Source organism: Pseudoalteromonas sp. 3J6 (assembly GCF_903995135.1).
Classification (GTDB): Bacteria; Pseudomonadota; Gammaproteobacteria; order Enterobacterales; family Alteromonadaceae; genus Pseudoalteromonas.
The window spans coordinates 630,637-647,736 of the sequence record NZ_LR877185.1 but is presented as its reverse complement, the minus strand read 5'-3'; the positions used below and the strand labels follow the sequence as shown (position 1 = coordinate 647,736).

Annotated in this window: 18 protein-coding genes; 1 reads left to right on the top strand and 17 read right to left on the bottom strand. The window is 39.6% G+C overall.

Going from position 1 to position 17,100, the window contains the following annotated elements; translation table 11 throughout:
• From cheD to P3J6_RS02895, 12 genes are all read right to left on the bottom strand, one after another.
• Positions 1–618 (bottom strand): chemoreceptor glutamine deamidase CheD, encoded by a 618-nt coding sequence (cheD, locus tag P3J6_RS02950; RefSeq protein ID WP_138608343.1) that lies wholly within the window; start codon positions 616–618, stop codon positions 1–3.
• Complete coding sequence (locus tag P3J6_RS02945; protein ID WP_198522196.1) at positions 602–1,432, bottom strand: CheR family methyltransferase; 831 nt, start codon at positions 1,430–1,432, stop codon at positions 602–604. Before P3J6_RS02945 ends, cheD begins: the two co-directional genes overlap by 17 nt.
• 69 nt (positions 1,433–1,501) lie before the next feature.
• Positions 1,502–4,201, bottom strand: coding sequence for a methyl-accepting chemotaxis protein (locus P3J6_RS02940; protein ID WP_198522195.1), 2,700 nt, complete (start codon positions 4,199–4,201; stop codon positions 1,502–1,504).
• Positions 4,202–4,249: 48 nt separating this feature from the next.
• The gene (locus P3J6_RS02935) at positions 4,250–4,735 is read right to left on the bottom strand and encodes a chemotaxis protein CheW (protein ID WP_198522194.1); all 486 of its coding nucleotides are present in this window, start codon (positions 4,733–4,735) and stop codon (positions 4,250–4,252) included.
• Positions 4,717–6,807 (bottom strand): chemotaxis protein CheA, encoded by a 2,091-nt coding sequence (locus P3J6_RS02930; protein WP_198522193.1) that lies wholly within the window; start codon positions 6,805–6,807, stop codon positions 4,717–4,719. The genes P3J6_RS02935 and P3J6_RS02930 overlap by 19 nt, the downstream gene beginning before the upstream one ends.
• A gap of 14 nt (positions 6,808–6,821) precedes the next feature.
• A complete protein-coding gene (locus P3J6_RS02925; RefSeq protein ID WP_008115349.1) occupies positions 6,822–7,184 on the bottom strand; it encodes a response regulator in 363 nt (120 codons plus the stop codon).
• 8 nt (positions 7,185–7,192) lie between these two features.
• Positions 7,193–7,465 carry an STAS domain-containing protein gene (locus tag P3J6_RS02920; protein WP_138608351.1) on the bottom strand — a complete coding sequence of 91 codons (273 nt, stop codon included), beginning with the start codon at positions 7,463–7,465 and terminating at the stop codon, positions 7,193–7,195.
• A 162-nt stretch (positions 7,466–7,627) separates the two neighbouring features.
• A complete protein-coding gene (locus tag P3J6_RS02915) occupies positions 7,628–8,245 on the bottom strand; it encodes an SCO family protein (RefSeq protein ID WP_178956739.1) in 618 nt (205 codons plus the stop codon).
• Positions 8,242–9,171: a heme o synthase gene (cyoE, locus tag P3J6_RS02910; RefSeq protein ID WP_198522192.1), complete on the bottom strand. Its 930-nt coding sequence runs from the start codon at positions 9,169–9,171 to the stop codon at positions 8,242–8,244. The genes P3J6_RS02915 and cyoE overlap by 4 nt, the downstream gene beginning before the upstream one ends.
• A 12-nt stretch (positions 9,172–9,183) precedes the next feature.
• Positions 9,184–10,173 (bottom strand): COX15/CtaA family protein, encoded by a 990-nt coding sequence (locus tag P3J6_RS02905; RefSeq protein WP_198522191.1) that lies wholly within the window; start codon positions 10,171–10,173, stop codon positions 9,184–9,186.
• Positions 10,174–10,185: 12 nt separating this feature from the next.
• On the bottom strand, positions 10,186–10,680 hold the full coding sequence (locus P3J6_RS02900) for a transmembrane cytochrome oxidase associated protein (protein WP_178956741.1): 495 nt from the start codon (positions 10,678–10,680) through the stop codon (positions 10,186–10,188).
• Positions 10,670–11,410 (bottom strand): SURF1 family protein, encoded by a 741-nt coding sequence (locus P3J6_RS02895; RefSeq protein ID WP_178956742.1) that lies wholly within the window; start codon positions 11,408–11,410, stop codon positions 10,670–10,672. Before P3J6_RS02895 ends, P3J6_RS02900 begins: the two co-directional genes overlap by 11 nt.
• A 12-nt stretch (positions 11,411–11,422) precedes the next feature.
• Here P3J6_RS02895 and P3J6_RS18930 point away from each other — a divergent pair, with 12 nt between their 5' ends.
• On the top strand, positions 11,423–11,734 hold the full coding sequence (locus P3J6_RS18930; protein WP_024602178.1) for a DUF2909 domain-containing protein: 312 nt from the start codon (positions 11,423–11,425) through the stop codon (positions 11,732–11,734).
• Here P3J6_RS18930 and P3J6_RS02885 read toward each other — a convergent pair.
• From P3J6_RS02885 to lexA, 5 genes are all read right to left on the bottom strand, one after another.
• Positions 11,634–12,509, bottom strand: coding sequence for a cytochrome c oxidase subunit 3 (locus P3J6_RS02885; RefSeq protein ID WP_198522190.1), 876 nt, complete (start codon positions 12,507–12,509; stop codon positions 11,634–11,636). The two genes, P3J6_RS18930 and P3J6_RS02885, sit on opposite strands and share 101 nt — an antisense overlap.
• Positions 12,510–12,544: 35 nt before the next feature.
• Entirely contained in the window at positions 12,545–13,075 is a 531-nt protein-coding gene (locus P3J6_RS02880; RefSeq protein ID WP_010392384.1) for a cytochrome c oxidase assembly protein, read from the bottom strand.
• Positions 13,075–14,667, bottom strand: coding sequence for a cytochrome c oxidase subunit I (gene ctaD, locus P3J6_RS02875; protein ID WP_198522189.1), 1,593 nt, complete (start codon positions 14,665–14,667; stop codon positions 13,075–13,077). Before ctaD ends, P3J6_RS02880 begins: the two co-directional genes overlap by 1 nt.
• A complete protein-coding gene (coxB, locus tag P3J6_RS02870) occupies positions 14,667–15,809 on the bottom strand; it encodes a cytochrome c oxidase subunit II (RefSeq protein ID WP_054202822.1) in 1,143 nt (380 codons plus the stop codon). The genes ctaD and coxB overlap by 1 nt, the downstream gene beginning before the upstream one ends.
• A gap of 474 nt (positions 15,810–16,283) precedes the next feature.
• On the bottom strand, positions 16,284–16,901 hold the full coding sequence (gene lexA / locus P3J6_RS02865; RefSeq protein WP_010392379.1) for a transcriptional repressor LexA: 618 nt from the start codon (positions 16,899–16,901) through the stop codon (positions 16,284–16,286).
• Between the last annotated feature and the right edge of the window lie 199 nt (positions 16,902–17,100).

Below are 17,100 nucleotides of genomic sequence, written 5' to 3'. Positions count from 1 at the left end.
TTAAAACAGTTCTATATCCGTGGCTTTAGTTTGCTGTTCAAGATTATGTAAGTAACGCACTTCACGTTTTTCAATAGTGTTATTATGTAAATTTCTTAGCTTTTTAACCTGTACTTTTCCATTATGAGGATTAAAAAATATTTTGCGCGGCCAAGGTCCGCCCATATCATGCGCCACTAAGTTTAGCGCTTCTTCTGCTATATATGCATTGGCAAAACTGATATTGCCAATACCAATATCTGTCATTGCGCTAATTATTTTGCCTCCCCCAAACAGTTTTACTTTTAAGTTTGCCCGAGATGCGCCATTTTTAAGCACTTCATTAATTAAATATTCCATAGCCCAGTTACCATAACGACAATTTAAACTATGCGCTTGGTCAATTCGTTCACCTTTTTGAATAGGTAGCATAAAGTGATTGATCCCGCCTATGCCTAGCTTATCGTCGTAAACACAAGCAGCAATGCACGATCCGAGCACGGTAGTGATCAGCTCATCGTTTTTAGAAACATAAAATTCACCAGGCAATACCTTAGCGACCACTTGATCTCGCGTGGCATCCCAATAACGTTTAATATGCTCAAATCCCGCTAATACTGGCTTAAATTGTGTTTGCATGGGCTACTTTTTGATACATGGTTTTCCCTAAGTTTTTAAATAAGACATGCTCTTTTCCCATGGTTTCTGAATGCCCTAAAAATAAATAACCTTGGTTATTTAAAATATCGGCATAACGGTTAAAAAGCTGATCCTTTGTCTCTTTATCAAAGTAAATCACTACATTTCTGCACAAGATCAAATCAAATGGACCCTTCATAGGCCAATCTTGGAGTAAGTTTAAACGCTTAAATGAAATACATTGCTGTAGCTTGGGTTTCACTTTATAACTTTGACCGTCTTTGCTAGTTAAAAACCAGCGCTTGAGCAGTGCATCATCCAATCCATTCACATTTGCCGCAGTATAAATACCGCTCTGAGCTTTAGCTAATACATTAGAATCAAGATCAGTTGCTAAAATTTTCACATCCCAATCACTTGGAAAAGCCCCTTGTAACGTCATAGCTAAACTGTAGGGCTCTTCACCGGTAGAGCAGCCAGCAGACCAAATGCGAACGCGCTTAGTCTGTTTATTTGTTTTTAACAGCGTTGGTATAAACTGCTCTTTTATAAACTCAAAGTGATGAGTTTCACGAAAAAAAGAGGTTAGATTGGTAGTAATGGCATTAATAAATGCATCAAACTCCTGATCCTTATGATTTTTTAAGTAATCTAGGTAACTAGAAAAGTTTGTTAATTTACGCTCACGAATTCGCCTTGCTAATCGTGAGTAAACCATTTCACGCTTATGCTCTCCAAGCACAATACCACAAGCGTTATACACTAAATGAGCCACTTCCTTAAAATCGCTATCCGTTAATAAAAACTCTTTCATTATGCACTCTCAAATAAATATAAAGATAGATTCAAACTAACCTCATTGTTTGAACCATCTAAAATAGGGTTAAAACTCCTCCCACTCTTCAGCTGAGTCTACAAAGTTTTCACCTTTGCTTTTGTTATTAACAAAGCTATTTTCTTGCTTATGCGTTATTTCAGGGGTGCGAATGGTGGGCGATACAACCGCCATATCTTGCTGCCCTAGTGAAAAGAAGTGCAGTAAACGGCGCATTTCATTAGCCTGCTCTGCCATAGATTCACCTGCAGCCGATGCCTCTTCAACCAATGCCGCATTTTGCTGAGTCATTTCATCCATTTGCGATACAGCTTTATTTACTTGCTCAATCCCTGCACTTTGCTCTTCAGAGGCCTGAGTTATATCAGCTATCATTTGTGTCACACGTTTCACCGACACCACAATCTCCTGTAACGTCACACCTGATTCATTTACAAGAGCACTACCATCAGCAACTTTGCCAACACTATCTCTAATTAACTCTTTAATTTCTTTAGCTGCACCAGCTGAGCGCTGAGCTAAGTTACGCACTTCACCCGCAACAACCGCAAAACCTCGGCCTTGCTCACCTGCTCTTGCAGCTTCTACAGCAGCATTGAGAGCTAGTAGGTTTGTTTGGAATGCTATTTCGTCTATTACACCTATGATGTCAGCAATTTTTTTACTCGATTCATTAATTGCAGACATACTGGTTACGGCCTTATTCACAACCTCGCCACCTTGAACTGCTTTATCACAGGTTTCTTCAGCTAAGTCATTAGCCACCTTGGCATTATCAGCATTTTGACGAACCGTACTGGTCATCTCTTCCATACTAGAAGCCGTCTCCTCTAATGATGATGCTTGCTCCTCTGTGCGCTGACTTAGATCAGCATTACCTTGTGAAATCTCTTCTGCTCCACTGGCCACCAAAGTGGCTGATGTGTTAATTCGATTAATAACCTCAGTTAGCTTATCTGCTGTCGCATTTGCATCTGTTTTCAGTTTTTCAAACGAGCCGTGATACTGTTTTTCGATCCGTTTAGATAAATCACCAGTAGCCATGGCATCAAGCATATTGCCAGTATCAGTTACCGCTTCGTCAACCACTTTAACTAAACTATTAAGACCTTGAGCTAAACGTAGGAAAAAGCCATCCTTTCCTTGCTCAACCACACGGCTATTTAACTCTCCTTTACTTGCGGCACTGACCAGCTGAGCAACCTCTTTTTCTATGGCTACTTCTGCTGTTCTGTCTTCCCATTCAACTACAGTTCCAATTCGCTCATCGTCTGGCGTAATAATTGGGTTAGCAACTAAGCCAAAGGTTCTGCCTCCCACTTTAATTTCAGTGTTGTAGGTATCCGTTAACTTAGCCAACATATTTTGCTGATGGGCTGGATTTTTATGAAAAATATCAATATTTTGATTCAGTAGATTTTTGCTATCAAAGTTAGGTAAATCAATGCGTATATCATTTTGAGCATTGCTCATCATATTTTTCACCGCGTCATTCATATAAACAATCACATTCGATGCATCTGCAATCATAGTGTTTGTTGCTACAGTGTCTAACGCTCGGCGAACACGTAAGTTCTCCTGTGCTCTGGCACGCTCTGCATCGGCCTTAAATACTTCATCAGTAATATCTTGCCACTCGATAATAGTGCCTAAACATATACCGTCTTGATTTACCCAAGGAGAAGCAGTGAGATCAAAAATAAGACCAGCTAATTTTAGGGTTATTTGATAAGGCTCATCTAGATTTTTTAATGATGCTTGTTTATCCGCTAAATCTTTATGGAAATAGCTAACTTTTGCCCCCATTAATTCTGCCACCGAAAAGCTTGGTAATGACGTTTTTAACTCATTGGCACGTGCTTCAAACATTACTTTAACGCAATCATTCATGAATATAATATTTAGATTATTATCAGTTATCATTACACCGGCTTGGCATACTTTTAAGGCGCTGGCTAAATCGGCAGTTTTTTTAGAGGTTTTTTCTAGTTCTTTTTGTTCGCTAATGTCCGTTGCGTATTTTATGATTTTTATTAATTTTCCGTCCATATCATAAATGGGATTATAAGAAGCATTAATCCAAATTTCACGGCCTTGTTTATCAAATCGTAAATACTCACCTCGGTCGTATTCACCTCTCCCCAGTTTGGCCCAAAAAGTTTGATAATCCGCACTATTTGCATATTCAGGTGCAACAAATAAACGGTGGTGCTTACCCTGTATTTCATTCAGTTGGTAGCCAAACGTGGCTAAAAAGTTCTCGTTGGCATTAATCACTGTGCCATCTAAGTCAAACTCGATTACCGCTTGCGATTTATGTATTGCTGCAACTTGTCCAGCTGCTTCGGCTGCCTTTAATTTTTGCAAAGTGATCTCAGTAGCAAACTTAATCACTTTAATTACTTGCCCCTGAGAGTCTATAACAGGGTTATACGTGGCTTGTATCCATACTTCTTTACCATTTTTTCCAAACCGCTTAAATTCATCTGAAATAAATTCACCCGCGCTCAATCGCTGCCAAAACTGATGGTACTCATCGCTTTCCGCTTCGCTAGGACTAACAAATAAAGAGTGGTGCTGACCTTGAATTTCAGCAAGTGAGTAATCCATTACACGAAGAAAATTAACATTGGCAGTAATTATTCTTCCATTAGGCTCAAATTCAATTATTGCTAATGATTTATGCAATGCATTTATGATCAAATCATTGCTTGATTTAGACTGTTTTGAATTACTAAACCATCCCATGCTTATCACCACCTTTAAGTTATTTACTTTATTTAGTTACTGTTACCGCTAAATATCCATGGTTGCTGGCAAATCAATTAGGGCGACCATTTTTTCGCCTACATTGACTAACCCTGCTACATATTCACTTTCATTGGTTTGGGTTAAACTCGGCACAGCTTTAGCATCTTGCTCTGCAATACTATAAACATCAGCCACTGCATCTACCGTAATACCCATTACTTTACTTTCTTGTTCAAACTCTACTTTTACAATAATCACTACTGTTAACGGCCCATAGGCAATTGTGGGTAAACCAAAACGTAACCTCAAATCAATAATGGGAACTATCGTGCCGCGTAGATTAATAACGCCTTTTACGTATTCAGGGGCATTTGGCAGTGCGGTTATGTCTTCCCAGCTGCGGATTTCTTGCACCGTTAATATATCTACTCCGTATTCTTCTTCAGCCATAATAAAGGTAAGAAACTGCTTAATCCCCTCTTTGCGCTGTAGCTCAATATTGCTATTTAATGCTATTGATTCAGAGAACATGAATCCTCCAGAGTAGCCGATGGCTCAATACTCAATGCTTGGCTGCCAGGCTTTTTTAACCCTGAAAGCTTAATCAAACCGCTAATATCTAAAATTAACGAAACGCGACCATCACCTAAAATAGTTGCCCCAGAAACTCCGTCCACTTTGTGGTAATTAGCCTCTAAGCTTTTTATAACCACCTGTTGTTGTGAAAGTAAATCATCAACGAGCACTCCTACTTTTTGATTGTCGTTTTCCACCACAACCAATAAGGTCTTATCTAATGATTCAATCGCATCTTGATGGTTAAAAATCTCGTATAAACGCAGAATAGGAATGTATTCATCACGTAATCTGAGGACATCTAGGTCTTTTCCAACACGGCTTACTTTTGCAATATCAATTTGCAGCGATTCTACAATCGAGATCAGTGGAATAATGTAAGTATGCTTGGCTACTTTAACCAATTGCCCATCTAAAATAGCCAAAGTAAGCGGCAGCCGAATAGTAAAGGTAGAACCAATTCCAGCAGCGGATGTCACTTCTACCGAGCCATTTAATGATTGGATATTGCGTTTCACCACGTCCATACCCACACCCCGGCCAGATAAGTCACTTACTTCATCAGCAGTAGAAAACCCTGGCATGAATATAAGTTCGTTAATTTCATCATCTGTTAACTCGCTATCGCTAGCAATAAGTTCGTTGGCAATCGCTTTTTCTTTAATCTTTTGGGTGTTAAGGCCTTGGCCATCGTCCATAATTTCAATGACGATATTTCCTCCCTGATGAAAAGCATTTAATGTAACCTTACCCACAGGATCTTTACCTGCTGCAATACGCTTTTCAACAGTTTCAATACCATGATCCAGTGAGTTTCTTACTAAATGCACCATAGGATCAGATATTTTTTCCATCACAGTTTTATCTAACTCGGTTTGCTCTCCGATCAGCTTTAGCTCCACCTCTTTATTGAGCTTTTGAGCAATATCACGCACCAAACGTGGAAAGCGACTAAACACAAAATTAATTGGCAGCATACGAATACGCATCACGTTTTCTTGTAAGTCTCGAGTATTATGCGCTAGTTGTGCTAATCCCTCTTGAAGCGAGGTTACTGCAGTAGCTGTCATTTCCTGTTCGCTAAGCTGATTTAACATTGCTTGGGTAATAACCAACTCGCCCACCATATTAATTAATGAGTCAACCTTATCGATACCAACTCGAATAGAGGTTGATTCTGGTGCAGCTTTTGCGCTGGGCGCATTGGCAACTGCCTTTGCTTTATTTGCTTTGGGTTGCTCAGCAATTTGGGGAGCTTCCTCCACAACAGCCGATTCGTTAATTACTTCTTCTGATCCGGCTTTAGCATCATTAAATAAGCCACCGCATAGCTCAATTTTAATATCTGCATCATCTTCAACCCATTCAAAAATCTCTTTAATGGCTTGCTCATCTCGCTCAGTGTTTAAGAAAAACCGCCAATATAAAAAGCACTCATCGCTGGATAATTCTTTAATATCAGGTATGGCATCGGTGAATACCTGTACTTCTAACTCACCAAGCTCGGCTAATTCGCTGATCATAAACAAAGGTTCATTACCGGTTTTAAATAGATGAAAATGTGGCTTAAAATCAATCTGGTAAGTATTAACTATAACCTGTTCATGATGTGTTTCTTCACCTTGTTCTTCACCAGCTGGCATACCTAGTAATTTCTCGAACTGCTCTCGTAAAGTATCTGCTTGGGCTAAATCTGGTTCTTCCTGTACCTTTAGCGAACTTAGCAAAGCCCTTAAGCAATCCACTGATTTAAGTAATAAATTAATGTGCTCGCTAGTTATATTGCGCTCACCTTCACGAATTTGATCCAATAATGTTTCTAATACATGGGTAAAATTTGCAATTGAGTTAAATCCAAAAGTAGCACTGCCCCCTTTTATTGAATGAGCAGCTCTAAATATAGTATTAATGGTTTCTAAGTCTTCTTCGCCTGGCACTAAGTTGAGTAATTCAGTCTCCATGATATCGAGGCCTTCAAAACTCTCTTCAAAGAACACTTCAAAAAACTGGCTTAAATCAATACTCACAGTGCACTCCTAAGTTAACGGATTACTTTTTTTAGCACGGCTAATAGCTGATCTGGATTAAAAGGTTTTACAATCCATCCTGTTGCCCCTGCAGCTTTACCTTCTACTTTTTTATCCATCCCCGACTCTGTAGTTAACATAAGCAGCGGTGTAAACTTGTAATCTGGTAGCCCTCTTAGCTCTCTAATAAGCGTGATCCCATCCATAATTGGCATGTTTACATCAGAAATAACTGCATCAAAACCTTGTTGCTTGGCAATGGCTAATGCCTCGCTGCCATCTTTGGCTTCGGTAACATCAAACCCTGCTGTTTTTAACGTAAAGCTCACCATTTGGCGCATTGATGCAGAATCATCGACAGCTAAAATTCTTTTCATATAAACCTCTAGTTAGTACTTTCTGAAGCTAAATATTCACTTAAACCGAGTTGTTCAATGACATTTTTTAATGCGTCACTGCTGCCAACCCAGGCAATTTTTTGATTAATAGTAAGAAGGTGTTTTTGTAGGGCACAAAGAAGTTGAACCGAGGCGGTATCAGCAGACATAACATCGCTAATATCCAGACAAATATCTCGGCTGTTATTAAGTTCGCTTAATAAATCTTGATGTAAAACGTCAACTTGAACAATTGAAAGTTCATTTGGTAGTTTAAGCATTTTTAAGCTTTTCCTTATCAACTCGATCCATACCAAAAGCTTAGACCGAGATAATGAAAACGCCATAAAAACGACTAAAAAATAACTAATTAATTAAAATTAGCTGTTAAAAAACGTAAAAAGGGGCACAAAGCCCCTCTAAAATCGTTAAGTCATTAAAAGCTAGTTTTTGTAAAAATCTGCAATTTCAATAAATTCTGCCGTTAATTTTGTAGTATTAACCAAAGGCACATCTCCTTGTTTAAATTCAGGCTTAAAAATAGCTCTTAGTGCGCCACTGCCATCAACAAGTGCAACCGATGCACTATGATCCACCGCGTAGTCAGATTCATCACTATCACTAATTGCATAAATTAATCCCAACTCACGTACAAATGGAAATAGGTCTTTATGCTCCCCAGATACAGCTAAAAAGTCAGGGTTAAAATAATCTATGTACTCTTTACGCCTTTGAGCAATATCTCGTTTAGGATCAACAGATATAAACCACACCTGCAGGGGATAATTAGCTTGTAAGTTTTTATAGACATTGTTGAGCTTAGCAAGCGTCATTGGACAAATATCAGGGCAGCTTGTGTAGCCTAGAAAAACTAAGTTCCATTGACCCAAAAACTGCTGTTTGGTTACTAACTCCCCCTGTTGATCATTCAACGAAAAATCAGATAACGGTTTTGCTGTTTCGTACACTAATGCATCAAGATCCTGTAAACTTTTTTTATCACCACATGCCGATAAAAAAAGCACCGAAAAAACAATTAACCCACACCATAACTGCTTCATATAACTAGCCATTTATCTATAAATAAGATAACAAAGAGTATCATTAAATGAACAATCGAAAAACGAAATAAATCCATTGCGGTGTCTTCTTTAGCGGCAAATTTTAAGTTAATTGCTTTGTATATAAAAATTATATTAAGAATACATGCTCCGCTTAAATAAATAAGCCCCGACATACCTATCAAGTAAGGTAATACGCACACAATGGCTAATAGCACTGAGTATGCGAGCACACAGGTTTTACAAAATTCGATTCCATGGGTCACAGGTAACATAGGGATTTTAGCGCGTTCGTAATCACTTTTGCGCGCGATGGCTAACGCCCAGAAGTGCGGAGGAGTCCATGTGAATATAATCATAACCAACAACCAAGGAGCGGCTGCCATTTGATTGGTTTCAGACACCCAACCAAGTAAAGGAGGCATGGCGCCAGCCAAACCACCAATCACTATATTTTGTGGCGTGGCGCGTTTTAAAAACGACGTATAAATAAATGCGTAACCTACAAGTGCAAATAATGTAAGTATGGCAGTGAGTGTATTTGCCCACAACATCAACATAATAAACCCTGCCACGCCAATAACAGCAGCAAAACTCAATGCGTGTAATTTACTTAAGCGCCCTTTGGCGACTGGGCGGTGGCGTGTACGTGCCATTTTACTATCAATTTCACTATCAACCACATGATTGATAACGGCAGCTGCCGCAGAGAGTAAACCAATCCCTAATAAACTTATGAACTGAACCCCAACACCTCTGCCAACGTCAGGGGCGAGGGCTAAGCCCACCCATGCCGTTAACACCAGCATAGCCACTACTTTAAATTTACTGATTGCCAAATAATCTTGGATTAAATGATAACTTTTAGTCAATAACGATGGGCTATAAACGGGCTGCATTGCTTTTTTGTTAATTGTAAGTGCCATAACGATTCCCCTTTAAGTACGTACTTTTAGGTAATAACATAACCTAACCATAGTTAATAACAGTATGGCAGCCATTAAATTATGCGCCAGCGCAACACTAATTGGGAAGTGAAAGTACACAACTGCTAACCCCAACGCTATCTGGCAAAATAACGCTACCAATACACTCACTGTGCAGCTTTTAATTTTTTGTGAATAGGCATGGCTATATATACGCCACATAACAAGTGCCAACACAATACAAGTGACCAGTGCCCACATACGATGCAGTAAATGAATAGACATACGCGCTTGTTGTGACAACACGCCAAACTCATAATTACTGTGCTCTAACGGTAGCTGAAAAACACTACTGAGCGAAAATGGCTGAGCATAACTACATAGCGGCAAACCATTACAATGTGGCGCGGCATAATTAGCCGCTAACCAGCCACCTAAGGCGATTTGTAAAATAAGTACCGTGAGCGCCACCAAGCTTAGTTTAAAGTGAGGTTTTGCACCTGCGTCCCCCCCCGTAATTGGCTGGCTAGTCAGCCGTAAGTACAACAACGTTAATAACGCCAAAATACTAAACCCTCCGAGTAAATGCCCCATCACAATAAGCGGCTGCAGGTTCATAGTCACCGTCCACATACCCAGTGCGGCCTGAAAAATAACAAGTAAAAGCAGTAGCATCGGTAATTTTACAGGCGTAGTTGGATACTGGCGTTTTACAAAAGCCAAAATAAACAACACTAAAATTAATACTCCGAGCGTGCCAGCAAAATAGCGATGAATCATTTCTTTCCATGCTTTTGCTGTTTCAAATATCATGTCGGGGTAGCTCTGAATCGCTTTCGCAATCTCGGCCTCATGTTTTGGTACGGTTAAAAAGCCATAACAACCAGGCCAATCGGGGCAACCAAGCCCTGCGTCACTTAAGCGCGTATATGCGCCTAGAGCTACCACAATTAGTGCGAATAAACTCGTTGCTAATACCAAATTTTTATAATTTTTATACATAGCAGCCTCTACTTAGCTTGATCGAGAGTAATTAAGTAATTTTTTTAGATCTTTCAATAATCCCTTTTGTATCAAACGGTTTTCTTGTGGTTGAGGGTTAAATGGATATTCCAACACAATCAGTCCCATATGGTCGATTAAATACAAACTCGCGGGTTTTAACTGCTGTTGTTCAGCAATCATATGCCAATGCGGCTTCGCAGCTTTGGGTCTCCCCATTATCGCCATATCTACTTTGTGTTGATTTTTGCCAAGGGCAACATATAAATTATCTAAAGCGGCGAGCTGCTCTGAGCAAGACTCTTCGCATTGTGCTGAATAATTTAAAGCAATAGTCCATTGTTTTGGATTATGCTGCTGCCAATTGTCTAGCTTAATTTCACGCTCTAAAAATTCACCGTGGTTAGTAATTGCTGTAGGTAGCCAATCAAGTTTTAACGCGCTGTAAGCCAGCACTAAAGGGATAGCGCAGCATACAACAAAGAGCAACAGGGGTTTATTTTTCATTATCTATCCTCTTCTTGCTTGCAAAAATAGCAACTACCACACAGGCAATCGCAATTAAAAACCACTGCACTGAGTAGGCATAGTGTTTTTCTGGACTCATCACAACAGCTTCATAATGGGGAGCAGCAATCTCATCTTCACCGCCTTGGCGATAGGCCATAAAATCCACTAAAGTTCGCTGAGATTGGCTACTGAGTGATTGCAGATCAATGATTTGAATTCGTTTAGCTAAATCTGACTGAGTATTGCTATTAGCTAAGGTAAAGCCACTTAAATTATCTTCTTTAATTTGTGCCGTTAACGTAAATTTACCACTAGGTATTGTCACGTTTGGTAGGATTTCTCTTGAGCGGCCAGCTTTTACCCAACCTAAATTAACTAATAAAAAGCGCGACTCATCAGGTAATTTTAATAATGTCAGTAAGTCGTAACCAACCTGACCATTATAAATTTGGTTATCGAGCAGCCAATAATTATTGGTATCAAAATAACCACTCAACGAAACTAATACCCCGGTTTTATTCCACTCTTTTGGCAGTTGTTGCAACTGTGCCCAGCTCATAACTCCTTGCTGTTGAATATTTTCAATGGCATTAAGCTGTTGTTGCTTTTGATCTGCGCGCTGTAATTGCCAAAACCCTAAACGCATACAAACTAATACCACAATAACAACCAGGCAAACTGTGATTATTGAGCTAAGCTTTTGTTTGTTAAATACAACTAACTGCATAGGGTAAATCCAGTGATTATTAAAATTATTATTGTTCTACTGTTATTATTTATATTGTTTAATTTATTTCGTGCTTTATTTATTATGGTGTCGGGAAAAACCAATGGACGCCCCATGTCTCACTTTTTAGGGCGTCGGGTGTTATTTTCTGTTGTGGTATTAGTGATGGTAATTGCCGCACTAAAGCTCGGTTTAATTACGGCAAATCAATCACCTTTGCCCACTACAGTACATATACAAAAACAAACAAACATAGCCAAACAACATCAACAAAATGCCAGTACCACGCCGCAGCTTGAAACGCGAAGTGCTTATTTTTTGTAAAGTGGCCTTTTAAAATCCGTAGGAAAACGATTAATAAAATAATGGTACCTAAGGTGACATGCATACCGTGAAAACCGGTTAGCAAAAAGAAGGTATTACCGTAAATTCCCGCATCAAGGGTTAAATTAAGGTCATTATAAGCATAAATATATTCTTCTACTTGGAGCCCTAAAAAGCATACTCCCAGCAAAATAGTTACGCCTAAAAACACCTTAAGTGGAGTACGTTTGTTATTTTCCATCGCTACATGAGCAAAATGCAGAGTTACCGACGACGCTAATAAAATAAGGGTATTTATCAGTGGTAACCCTTGCCAGCCCATTGCTTGCGTAGAGGTGCCCCCTGGGGTATTTAACAATGGCCACACAGCCTCAAAAGTAGGCCATAACACTTCGTTAGTCATGGTGTTGTTATCGGCGCCTCCAAGCCAAGGCACAGAAAACATGCGGGCATAAAAAAGGGCCCCAAAAAAGGCCATAAAAAACATGACTTCTGAAAAAATAAACCAGCTCATTCCTTGTCTAAATGAGCGATCCATTTGTGCAGAATATAAACCTTGATGCGACTCTTCAATCACATTTTTAAACCAGCTAAACAGCATATAAAGCAATACGGCAATACCCACATACAGTAAGTAAACACCACTGCCTCCCTCTTTACCCATATCCATAACTGTTAAGGCTGCCCCTACCGCAATAAAAAATAGCGCCACCGCGCCAACTATTGGCCACGGGCTTTGATCAGGTACGTAATAATGTTCATATTTTTGATTCATTTCATTTGCTCCTAGTTTTTCACTAGTTTTATAAGCTAGTTATTACTGGCTACTAACTTCTCGCTAATATCAAATACGGTATAAGACAGAGTTAACTCCTCCACATCACTAGGTAACTCAGTATCAACATAAAAAAGTAATTTAAACTCTAACTCCTCGCCAGCCTTCAAAGGTTGCTGGTCAAAGCAAAAACACGCTATTTTGTGTAAATACTTAGCCGCTTTACCCGGCGCTACCGAGGGTATCGCTTGCATCACTTTGTCTTCATTACTGTTGTTTTTAGCGCTAAACATAACCTCACGCATGGCCCCTGGTTTTACATCTACACTGTATTCTTTAGATTTAACCTCAAAAGGCGCACCACTTTGGGCATGGGTGGTAAAACTAACGCTAACTTCTCTATTCTCAGTAACCAAGGTACTTTGCTGTGCTTGTTCTAGCGAGGGCTTACCATTAAGCCCGGTTATATCGCAAAACACGTCATATATAGGTACCATGGCAAATGCAAAAGCAAACATTGCAATGCAAATAACCACCAGCTTTTTTAATAACGGCAAGTGAGTCATTATTTAATGTCCGGCGGCGTTGAGAACGTATGATATGGCGCTGGTGAATCAACTTCCCATTCAAGCCCTTCTGCCCCATCCCAAACTTTTGCAGGCACTTTATCGCCCCCTTTTGCACATTTATACACAACAACAACGAACAGTAATTGCGATAAACCAAAGGCAAACCCACCTATACTAATAATGGCGTTAAAGTCAGCAAACTGCAGTGCATAATCTGGAATTCGACGTGGCATACCGGCTAACCCCACAAAATGCATTGGGAAAAACAGCACATTTACACTTACCAAGGACAACCAAAAATGCCATTTTGCTAAGGTAATATTGAACATATTTCCGGTCCACTTTGGCAACCAATAATAAGCCCCCGCCATAATAGAAAATACCGCGCCCGTCACCAGCACATAATGGAAGTGTGCAACTACAAAGTAGGTGTCGTGGTATTGAAAATCAGCAGGTGTGATCGCCAACATCAATCCCGAAAAGCCACCTAAAGTAAACAGCACAATAAATGCGATACTAAACAGCATGGGCACTTCAAAGCTAATAGAGCCACGCCACATAGTTGCTACCCAGTTAAATACTTTTACGCCGGTAGGTACCGATATCAACATAGTCGCGTACATAAAAAACAACTCACCCGCCACGGGCATACCTGTGGTAAACATGTGATGCGCCCACACAATAAAGCTCAATAAGGCAATCGAGGAAGTGGCGTACACCATAGAAGCATAACCAAATAGTTTTTTACGTGAAAAAGTAGGCACAATCGTAGAGATAATGCCAAAGGCAGGCAAAATCATAATATAAACTTCAGGATGACCAAAAAACCAAAAAATATGCTGGAACATTACCGGATCACCACCACCAGCGGCATCAAAGAAGCTGGTCGCAAAGTATTTATCGGTGAGTACCATAGTAACTGCACCAGCAAGTACCGGCATAACCGCAATAAGTAAAAAAGCCGTGATCAACCATGTCCACACAAATAACGGCAGTTTCATCCACGTCATCCCCGGAGCGCGCATATTCACTATGGTGACCACCACATTAATGGCACCCATAATCGAACTGATACCCATTATATGTACCGCAAATACAAACATTGCTGTGTTATCGTTACTATAAGTGGTGGAAAGCGGAGCGTAAAAGGTCCACCCAAATGCAGGGCCACCACCAGGCATAAACAATGACGCTAACAAAATCAAAAACGCAAATGGTAAAATCCAGAAGCTCCAGTTGTTCATTCTCGGTAATGCCATATCTGGCGCACCAATCATTAACGGAATCATCCAGTTTGCCAATCCAGTAAATGCAGGCATTACTGCACCAAACACCATGATTAAGCCGTGCACTGTGGTCATTTGATTAAAAAAGTGAGGATCAACCAATTGTAAACCCGGCTGAAATAACTCAGCCCGAATAACCATGGCCATTGCTCCACCAATCAAAAACATGGTGAGAGAAAAAATTAAATATAAGCTTCCGATATCTTTATGGTTGGTTGTAAATAACCAGCGCTTAAAGCCTGTTGAAGGTTGATGGCCATGATGAGCCTCATTGGAATTAGGTTGTTCTGCAATGCTACTCATTATTTAGCCTCCCCATCAGCATCCAGTGCCGCTTGTATTTCGCTTGGTTGAATTACCTCTCCGGTGTCATTACCCCATGCGTTACGCTTATAAGTAATAACGGCTGCTATCTGCTTAATAGATAATTGCTTTGCGAAAGACTGCATCGCTGTACCTGGTTTACCATGAAGTAAGATATCGATATGACCTTTGATATCACCTATAACTATTGGGCTGCCTTTAAGTGCTGGAAAAACACCCGGCAAACCTAAACCTGTAGGTTGATGACACGCTGCACAGCTCGCCATATAAACTTGCTCACCAAGAGCCATCAGCTCCTCTTTTGGTACCACTTGATCTAATAACGCAGCGTCTGCTTCAGCCGCTTTTTGTTTAGCTTGTTTAGCTTCTGCCAACCACGTTTTGAAGTCTTCTTCTGTTTTTGCTTCTACCACAACAGGCATGAAGCCATGATCTTTACCACACAGCTCTGCACACTGCCCGCGGTAAGTACCTACTTCATTAATATTGGTCCATGTTTCGTTAATAAAGCCAGGGTTTGCATCTTTTTTAACTGCAAAATCAGGTACCCACCATGAGTGGATTACATCATCTGAAGTCATTAAAAAACGTACTTTTTGATTAATCGGTAGCACCAGCGGCTTATCTACTTCGAGTAAATAATTCGGGTTTTTATCGGCAAGATTCGTTATTTCATTTTGAGGAGTCGCTAACATTGAATAAAACTCAACGTCTTCCCCCATATACTCGTAATGCCACTTCCACTGTGATCCAGTAATTTTTATGGTGATATCAGCTTTGCTGGCATCCTCCATGGCAATTAACGTTTTAGTCGCAGGAATGGCCATAACAATTAAGATGACAAAAGGAATAGCAGTCCAGAGTATTTCTACTTTGGTACTTTCATGAAACTGGGCAGGGACAGCCCCTTTAGACTTGCGATGATGGATGAGTGCCCAAAACATAATGGCAAACACGATCACCCCAATCACACAACATATTAAAAATATGGTCATGTGCAGTTGGTATACATTATTACTTATATCAGTTACGCCTTTACGCATATTATATTGGCTATTAGCAAGCACATTTTGCGAAAAAACTAACAATATAAGCCACAAGGAAGAACTCAGCTTACCCATGTGACGGCTCCTTTGATGCTATTGCTGACGCAAAGCGAAGAGGCATACGGCTTAAACGCCCATTCGTTATTTTTATTTTTTATAAGGGTGCTGGAGTTACTAAATGTGTGTGCTCAAAACGATTAGGCTGTGAGTTATTTTTATTCCAGCTCTTTAATAACTAGTTAAAAAATAAACAATAAGCAAGGTGAGCATGAAAAATAAACAAGAGGTTACTTAAAAAAGTGCAGCAAAGAAAATAGCAATTAATGAGGTAATTAATCCCAAAGTCAGGGTTAGTAAGGGGTAGCTTGAATAACAGCGGAAAAAATATAAAATTTTATGATTTAAAATAATTAGAAAAATTTGTTTATTTATAAAATATTTAGCGATTTTTAAAAATAACAAAAAGCGATTCACAAGCAATATCGTACAAAAATAATGCATGTAAAAACAGCGCCTAATCAATATTAAGCGCTAGGTTATGCTTAACTATCACATCCAATCAGCGTTACGAATAACACCCACCGCTAAACCTTCAATATTGAAAGATTCATTTTCCAAGTCTACTTCAATAGCTGAAAACTCGTCATTTTCAGCATGCAGTAATACTTTTCTGCCGGCTTTTTCTAGACGTTTAACCGTAACATCATCATCCACTCGAGCAACAACAACCTGACCATTTTCAGCTACTTGAGTTTTATGTACAGCGAGTAAGTCGCCATCCATAATGCCAATATCTTTCATACTCATGCCGTTAACACGCAGTAAAAAATCGGCCGCAGGTTTAAACATTAAAGGGTCAATTTTACAGTGGCTTTCTACATGCTGTTGCGCCAATATTGGCTCACCCGCAGCAACTCGACCAATTAAAGGTAAGCCCAGTTGCTCTGGCTCTTCTTCTTCAACAAGCTGAATACCCCGACTCGCGCCCGGCTTCATTTTAATCACACCTTTTTTAGCCAGTGCTTTTAAATGTTCTTCTGCAGCATTTGCACTTTTAAAACCCAGTGTTTGTGCAATCTCGGCACGTGTAGGAGGCATACCAGTGTCTTTAATAAACACTTTGATAAGTTCGAGTATTTGCGCTTGGCGTTTCGTTAATGGTCGCATACAACTGGTTTTCCATACAGTACAATTAACTGTGAGTATATACAGTTATTTTAAGATCGCAAATATAAATTAAGTTAGTTCCACTGATAATAATTAGCTTATCGCATTAAGGATATAACCCGCTCATAACTACTAAAAATTATTTTTGCACTGATTAAAGCAACCAATCAACAGTAAAAATAAAAAATGTATCTTAAAA